The 5,578-nt window shown below is 54.8% G+C and carries 7 protein-coding genes; 3 read left to right on the top strand and 4 right to left on the bottom strand.

Annotated elements, in window-relative coordinates; translation table 11 throughout:
• The 3 genes from Q7U71_10830 to Q7U71_10820 form a co-directional block, all read left to right on the top strand.
• On the top strand, nucleotides 1-1,557 hold a 1,557-nt coding region (locus Q7U71_10830; GenBank protein MDO9392251.1), incomplete at its 5' end, for a glutamine--tRNA ligase/YqeY domain fusion protein.
• 240 nt (nucleotides 1,558-1,797) lie between these two features.
• Nucleotides 1,798-2,352, top strand: a complete 555-nt coding sequence (locus Q7U71_10825; protein ID MDO9392250.1) for a ferritin family protein — start codon at nucleotides 1,798-1,800, stop codon at nucleotides 2,350-2,352.
• A gap of 220 nt (nucleotides 2,353-2,572) precedes the next feature.
• The gene (locus tag Q7U71_10820; GenBank protein ID MDO9392249.1) at nucleotides 2,573-3,076 is read left to right on the top strand and encodes a ferritin family protein; all 504 of its coding nucleotides are present in this window, start codon (nucleotides 2,573-2,575) and stop codon (nucleotides 3,074-3,076) included.
• 187 nt (nucleotides 3,077-3,263) lie between these two features.
• Here Q7U71_10820 and Q7U71_10815 read toward each other — a convergent pair whose 3' ends face one another.
• From Q7U71_10815 to Q7U71_10800, 4 genes are all read right to left on the bottom strand, one after another.
• On the bottom strand, nucleotides 3,264-3,761 hold the full coding sequence (locus Q7U71_10815) for a ferredoxin-thioredoxin reductase catalytic domain-containing protein (GenBank protein ID MDO9392248.1): 498 nt from the start codon (nucleotides 3,759-3,761) through the stop codon (nucleotides 3,264-3,266).
• Nucleotides 3,758-4,042 (bottom strand): glutaredoxin family protein, encoded by a 285-nt coding sequence (locus tag Q7U71_10810; GenBank protein MDO9392247.1) that lies wholly within the window; start codon nucleotides 4,040-4,042, stop codon nucleotides 3,758-3,760. Before Q7U71_10810 ends, Q7U71_10815 begins: the two co-directional genes overlap by 4 nt.
• A 55-nt stretch (nucleotides 4,043-4,097) precedes the next feature.
• Nucleotides 4,098-4,670, bottom strand: a complete 573-nt coding sequence (locus Q7U71_10805) for a DOMON domain-containing protein (protein ID MDO9392246.1) — start codon at nucleotides 4,668-4,670, stop codon at nucleotides 4,098-4,100.
• 121 nt (nucleotides 4,671-4,791) lie between these two features.
• The gene (locus Q7U71_10800) at nucleotides 4,792-5,412 is read right to left on the bottom strand and encodes a hypothetical protein (GenBank protein MDO9392245.1); all 621 of its coding nucleotides are present in this window, start codon (nucleotides 5,410-5,412) and stop codon (nucleotides 4,792-4,794) included.
• Nucleotides 5,413-5,578 lie beyond the last annotated feature (166 nt).

Raw genomic sequence — 5,578 nt, 5'->3', positions numbered from 1 at the left:
GAGCCCAATGCCTACCTCCACATCGGCCACGCCAAAGCCATCTGGATAGACTACGGCATCGCCAAGGAATTCGGCGGGCTGTTCAACCTCCGCTTCGACGACACCAACCCGGCCAAGGAAGAGCAGGAGTTCGTGGACGCCATCATCGAGGACGTCAAATGGATCGGGGCCGAGTTCGGCGACCGGCTGTTCTTCGGCTCGGATTACTTTGAAAAGATGTATGACTGGGCGGTGGAACTGATCAAGAAGAACAAGGCCTACGTCTGCGACCTGAGCGCCGAGGAAGTAAGCAAGACACGGGGAAACCTTTCCGAGCCGGGAAAGAACAGCCCCAACCGCGACCGCACGGTTGAGGAGAATCTGGACCTGTTCAGCCGCATGAAGGCCGGAGAATTCCCCGACGGGGCCAAGACCCTGCGGGCCAAGATAGACATGGCCCACCCCAATCTGAACATGCGCGATCCGGTGATGTACCGCATCCTGCATCAGGAACACCACCGCCAGGGCGCCAAATGGAAGATCTATCCCATGTACGACTGGGCCCACGGCCTGGAGGATTCAATCGAGGGCATCACCCATTCCCTCTGCTCGCTGGAGTACGAGGATCACCGGCCGCTGTACGACTGGTTTTTGGACCAGCTGGGCATATATCATCCCCGGCAGATAGAATTTGCCCGGCTTAACATGAACTACACCGTGATGAGCAAGCGCAAGTTCATCGAGCTGGTCAGGGACGGCGTGGTGGAGGGCTTTGACGACCCCCGTCTGCCCACCCTGGCCGGATTGCGTCGCCGGGGCTACACTTCAGCTTCGATCAAGAATTTCTGCGACCGGATCGGCGTGGCCAAGCGCGACAGCCTGGTGGACATTGCCCTGCTGGAGCACTACATCCGGGAGGAGCTGAACAAGACCGCCCCCCGGGTGATGGCCGTGCTCAGGCCGTTGAAGGTTGTGATCGAAAACTATCCGGCGGGCCAAAGCGAGATGATAGAATGCGACAACAACCCCGAGGACGCCTCGGCCGGCAAGCGCCAGGTGCCCTTTGGCCGCGAGCTGTACATCGAGCAGGAGGATTTCATGGAAACCCCGTCCAAGGGTTTTTTCCGGCTCTCCCCCGGCAAGGAGGTGCGATTGAAGCACGCCTATTATATCAAATGTATAGAAGTGATAAAGGAGGATAAAGGTTCTATTTTAGAACTAAGATGCGAGTATGACCCGGCCACCAAGGGCGGCGACTCACCCGACGGCCGCAAGGTAAAAAGCACTTTGCACTGGGTCAGCGCCGCGGATGCGGTTTCCGGCGAAGTGCATTTGTACGACCAGCTCTTCACCGAGCTTACCCCTTCAACTGAAAGCCCGGTCAACCCCAACTCGCTGACCATACTGAAGGACTGCAAACTGGAGCCCAGCCTGAAGAACGCCATACCAGGCGAAAAGTTCCAGTTCCTGCGCCAGGGATATTTCTGCGTGGATTCAAAGAATTCCGCCAAGGACAAACCCGTCTTTAACCGCACGGTGGGCTTGAAGGACAGCTGGTCAAAAGAACAGAAGAAATAAACGGGATAATATTGCCACGACCTTTCGCTTATGCTACATATTTCCCTTCACTTGGGGGCCGTCCGCTTACACTTTAATATTTAGCCGCCACGAGTGCCAAAGCTTTAGCGGAGGCACTAGCTTCAGCGAAGGACTAAGGTAGTGGCAATGAAAAGATGGCAACCAGCCTTGCAAATCGTCCATATTTGTATTAGAATGGCTTATTGAGCCAACCCTTACAAAACAACGAAGGATACTTCCGTGAAAAAACCGACCAAGCCCGTTAAACCAGTCAAAACCGCCGGTACCGGCCGGGACGCCCTGCAAAAGGCCATCCAGTCGGAAAAGAGCGCCCTGGAGACATATCTTAAATTCGCCCGCCATACCGGGAACGTCTCCGGCAAGGACATGTTCCTGCGGCTCTGCCAGGAAGAACTGGGACACCTGAACATCCTGGAAAACGAACTGGACAAACTGATGACCGGGCAGAAATGGGTCAAGGCAAAATTCCAGCCTTCGGACATTGAGGAGATCCTGCCCCATCTGTCTTCGCCCAAGGACCTGGCTCCGGCCGGCCAGGGAAGCTCCGATGATCTTTCGGCTTTAAACCTGGCTTTGGAGATGGAGAAAAAGGCCTCCAACTTCTACAAGCGCGAAGGCCAAAAGGCCGTGGACAAGAACGCCCAGGCCATGTACGCCCGGCTGGCCGAAATGGAAGAGGCCCACTACAACCTGATCCAGGCCGAGCTGGACCACATCAAGGACGTGGGCTTTTGGTTCGGGATCCAGGAGTTCACTTTGGAATCCAACGAATAAAAACGTAACCATTCAGCCACAAAAAGCACATAGGGCACAAAACAGTTAATTCTTGATTTAAACACCGTTACTGGAGACGGGGGCTTCATTAATTATACTCCATAGAAATATTTTGTGTTTTTGTGCTTTATGTGGCCAATATAATAGTCCGCCTTGTTCTAAACAAGTGACTGGATAATTACCAACAAACAGAAATCAAGATACAAAAGGAGAAATTGTCATGGATGATTTTTCCCGATCCCTGGTGGAGGCCATGCAGTTTGAGAACGACGGCTATCATCACTACACCACTGCGGCCCAGCGCACCGAGGACCCCAAGGCCAAACAGATGTTCGGCCAGCTGGCCGAGGACGAGCTGTCGCATCACAAGACCCTGGAGCTGATGTTCGCCGATCACCAGAAACAGGGAAGCCTGAAGCTGAAGCCCCCCCGGATCAAGTCCAAGGTGGACCCGGCCCAGGAAAGCCCCATCTTCAGCCCCGAGTTCAAGGAACGGGTGGGCGACAAGCACTACGAGATGTCGGCCCTGTCCATCGGGATACTGCTGGAGCAGAATTCCATCGAGGGCTACAAGAATTACCGCCGCCAGGCCAAGGAGCTCAAGATCAAGCGCCTGTTCAATGCCTTGATCCGCTGGGAGGAAATGCATTTGGAGGCTTTGATAAAGCAGCAGCAGTTTTTGCAGACCTCCTACTGGGAGGCCAACCGCTTCGCGCCGTTTTAATAATTAGCTATCAGCCTGCGCCAAGAGAAACCCCCGGACTTTGGGAACAAAGTCCGGGGGTTTTCATATTGGTCAGAAATCTCTTAACTCAACCCCTCCCCCCTTCTCTTTGCTTCGACAAGCTCAGCACGAGCGCAAGAGAAGGGGCTGGGGATGAGTTCCCTGTGCCTTTTACTGAAATATCATCTTATAACTTAAACTCTTCGAACCTCTCCTTTTTGGCCCGGCAGATGGGACAGATGGGCGGGGCCTCGCTTCTGGCGCAGAGATACCCGCAGACCGTGCATCTCCAGACCTTGACATCTTTTGCATCTCCGGCCATGGTATTTTGAACCTCTTCCGCCTTTACAACCTTTTGAACTTTGTCAATAGGCCTTCTCTCCGGTATAGGCTCCGGCGGAGATCCCCGGTCCAGATACTCCTGGTTGACATACAGCGCGCAGTAACAGCGACCGTGTTCTTTCAGATCGGCGTCCCGGTACTGGCAGGGGCACACTATGTCCAGATCGGCGTTGCGGTCGCCCGAAGCCCTGCGGCAGGGGCAGTTCCAGTACCCCAGCCGCTCTTCATTGGCGGCGATGCCCTCGATGATGCCTTCCCGGATCTCCCGGTCCGGGTTCAGGGTGTAGCCCTCTTTTTGGGCCAGCGCCAGGATCTCGGCCTCGATCTCGCCAGCCGTCCTCATGCCAATACCTTCTTGATCTCCGGCTCTTTCAGACCCACTATCACTTTTTTGTTATCTATCACCATGGTGGGAAAAGTGCATCCGGGATTGAATTCCCTGACCTGGTCCATGACCTCCTGCTCGTCCTTGCCGGCCAGCAGGTCCACAAAGACATAGCGGTAATGCACATCCAGGTCGTCCAGCAATTCCTTGGTCTTCTTGCACCAGATGCAGGTGGACAGGGCGTAAAGCACCACCTGGTGCTTCTTATTGTTCCCCGGAACCTCGGTCATTTTAGCCATAACTCCCCTTATTTGAATTGCGGTTGGGAATTCGGTCTCTTTTCAATTATAGCCGCTATTTCCCCGAAGTCAAGACCAGCAGGCCTGATGATTTTTTGCTGTGCTTGGAAAGCCGGGGCTTGTCCTGATGATAGGCCAGGATGTACGGCAGCTCCCCGGCGCTGTTGATGGTCTTTCCGTTGGAAAGTGACAACGGCAGGCAGAACTCCATTGTGGTATGCCCGTCAACGATCCCGGACCTGGCCGCGATAAGTCTTGGTTTTTCGGCCCTGGCATGCCGGAAAAAGGCCTTGCCCAGGTGCTCTTCGGCCGCCCAAGCCCCTTCCCCTGTCTGATATGCGATTATCATTACCGCCCCGTTCATCCCGCCTGAACCCAAGCCGATCGACAGCCAGCCCTGTCCAGGGCTTTGCAGGGCGCAGTACAGGTTGGCGCTGTCGGCCTGCCAGTGCACGGTGATGCCGGTCTTGGCATCGGTGAAAGAGGACTGGTATTCCCCCTTGGCGATCACTCCGTCTACCTTCGCCTCTGATCGGGCAACCACCGGGATCTTCTGAACCTCTTTCTTGCCGGCAAACAATAACCCCGGCACCAGCAGCAACAGCAATAATGCTTTGATGTTCTTCATCTTTCCTCCTAATAATAATTTGGAGTAACTGCTTTTAGTTGATACTCCGGTGAAATCATGTAAATCCCTGGTAAGTAAATCGGGCCTTCAGACATTTGTCCGAAAGCCCGTATAGATCATCTTATTTTTTCGCGGTATCGGCCGGAGCTGCCGTCTCCGGTTCTCCCTGTCCTTCCTGCTCCGCCCTGCCCAGGACCAGCATCCCTGCGGACTTGCGGCTGGGCCGGCCCTTGAACGAGGTCTTGCTCTTGTGATAGGCCAGCACATACGGCATCGGCTGTCCCGGTACTATGGCCTGGCCGTTGGAAAGGGCCAGGGGCATGGAGAATTCCACAATCATCCCGGAGTTGGTCTTGGCGGTCTTAAAGTCCACCAGCTTCGGCTTTTCTATGGCCTTGTGGGTGGAGACCCAGCTGCCTATGTGCTCGTCCACCCGGCGGCCGGAAGGGTCGTGGTAGGCGATGATCATGGCGCTGCCCCGGATCTTATGCTCGCCAAAGGAGATGGCAGCCCAGCCTTTGTGCGGGCTTTCCAGCGCCACATAGAGCAGTTTCCCGTCCGACACCCAGCTGACCCCGATGCCGGTGTAGGAATCGGTGAAGTGGGTGGGATACTCGCCATCGGTGACCCTGCCGTCAATTATCACGTCAACTGTTTTAAGGTTGACGATGCCGTGGGGTTTCTGGGCGAAGGCGGAAACGGCAAGAAGAACCAGCACTGCTGCCACTAATATTTTCTTCATGATTGTCTCCTCGTATATATTGTTAGTTTTGAGGCCGATCAAATGCTCCGCAATAATGATGCAAATCAGCGTCCCGATAAATATCTATGTTTCAACCTCTGGGATGGAACTGCCTGTGCACTTCCTTCAAATACTCCCGGTCCACATGGGTGTAGATCTGGGTGGT

Source organism: bacterium, from assembly GCA_030655055.1.
Classification (GTDB): Bacteria; Edwardsbacteria; AC1; order AC1; family EtOH8; genus UBA5202.
This window is presented reverse-complemented; position numbering and strand designations above follow the sequence as displayed.

Coding starts and splice junctions, on each gene's coding strand:
- Q7U71_10820 (MDO9392249.1), top strand. CDS start 2,573: ATGGATGATTTTTCCCGATCCCTGGTGGAGGCCATGCAGTTTGAGAAC.
- Q7U71_10815 (MDO9392248.1), bottom strand. CDS start 3,761: ATGAGGACGGCTGGCGAGATCGAGGCCGAGATCCTGGCGCTGGCCCAA.
- Q7U71_10810 (MDO9392247.1), bottom strand. CDS start 4,042: ATGGCTAAAATGACCGAGGTTCCGGGGAACAATAAGAAGCACCAGGTG.
- Q7U71_10805 (MDO9392246.1), bottom strand. CDS start 4,670: ATGAAGAACATCAAAGCATTATTGCTGTTGCTGCTGGTGCCGGGGTTA.
- Q7U71_10800 (MDO9392245.1), bottom strand. CDS start 5,412: ATGAAGAAAATATTAGTGGCAGCAGTGCTGGTTCTTCTTGCCGTTTCC.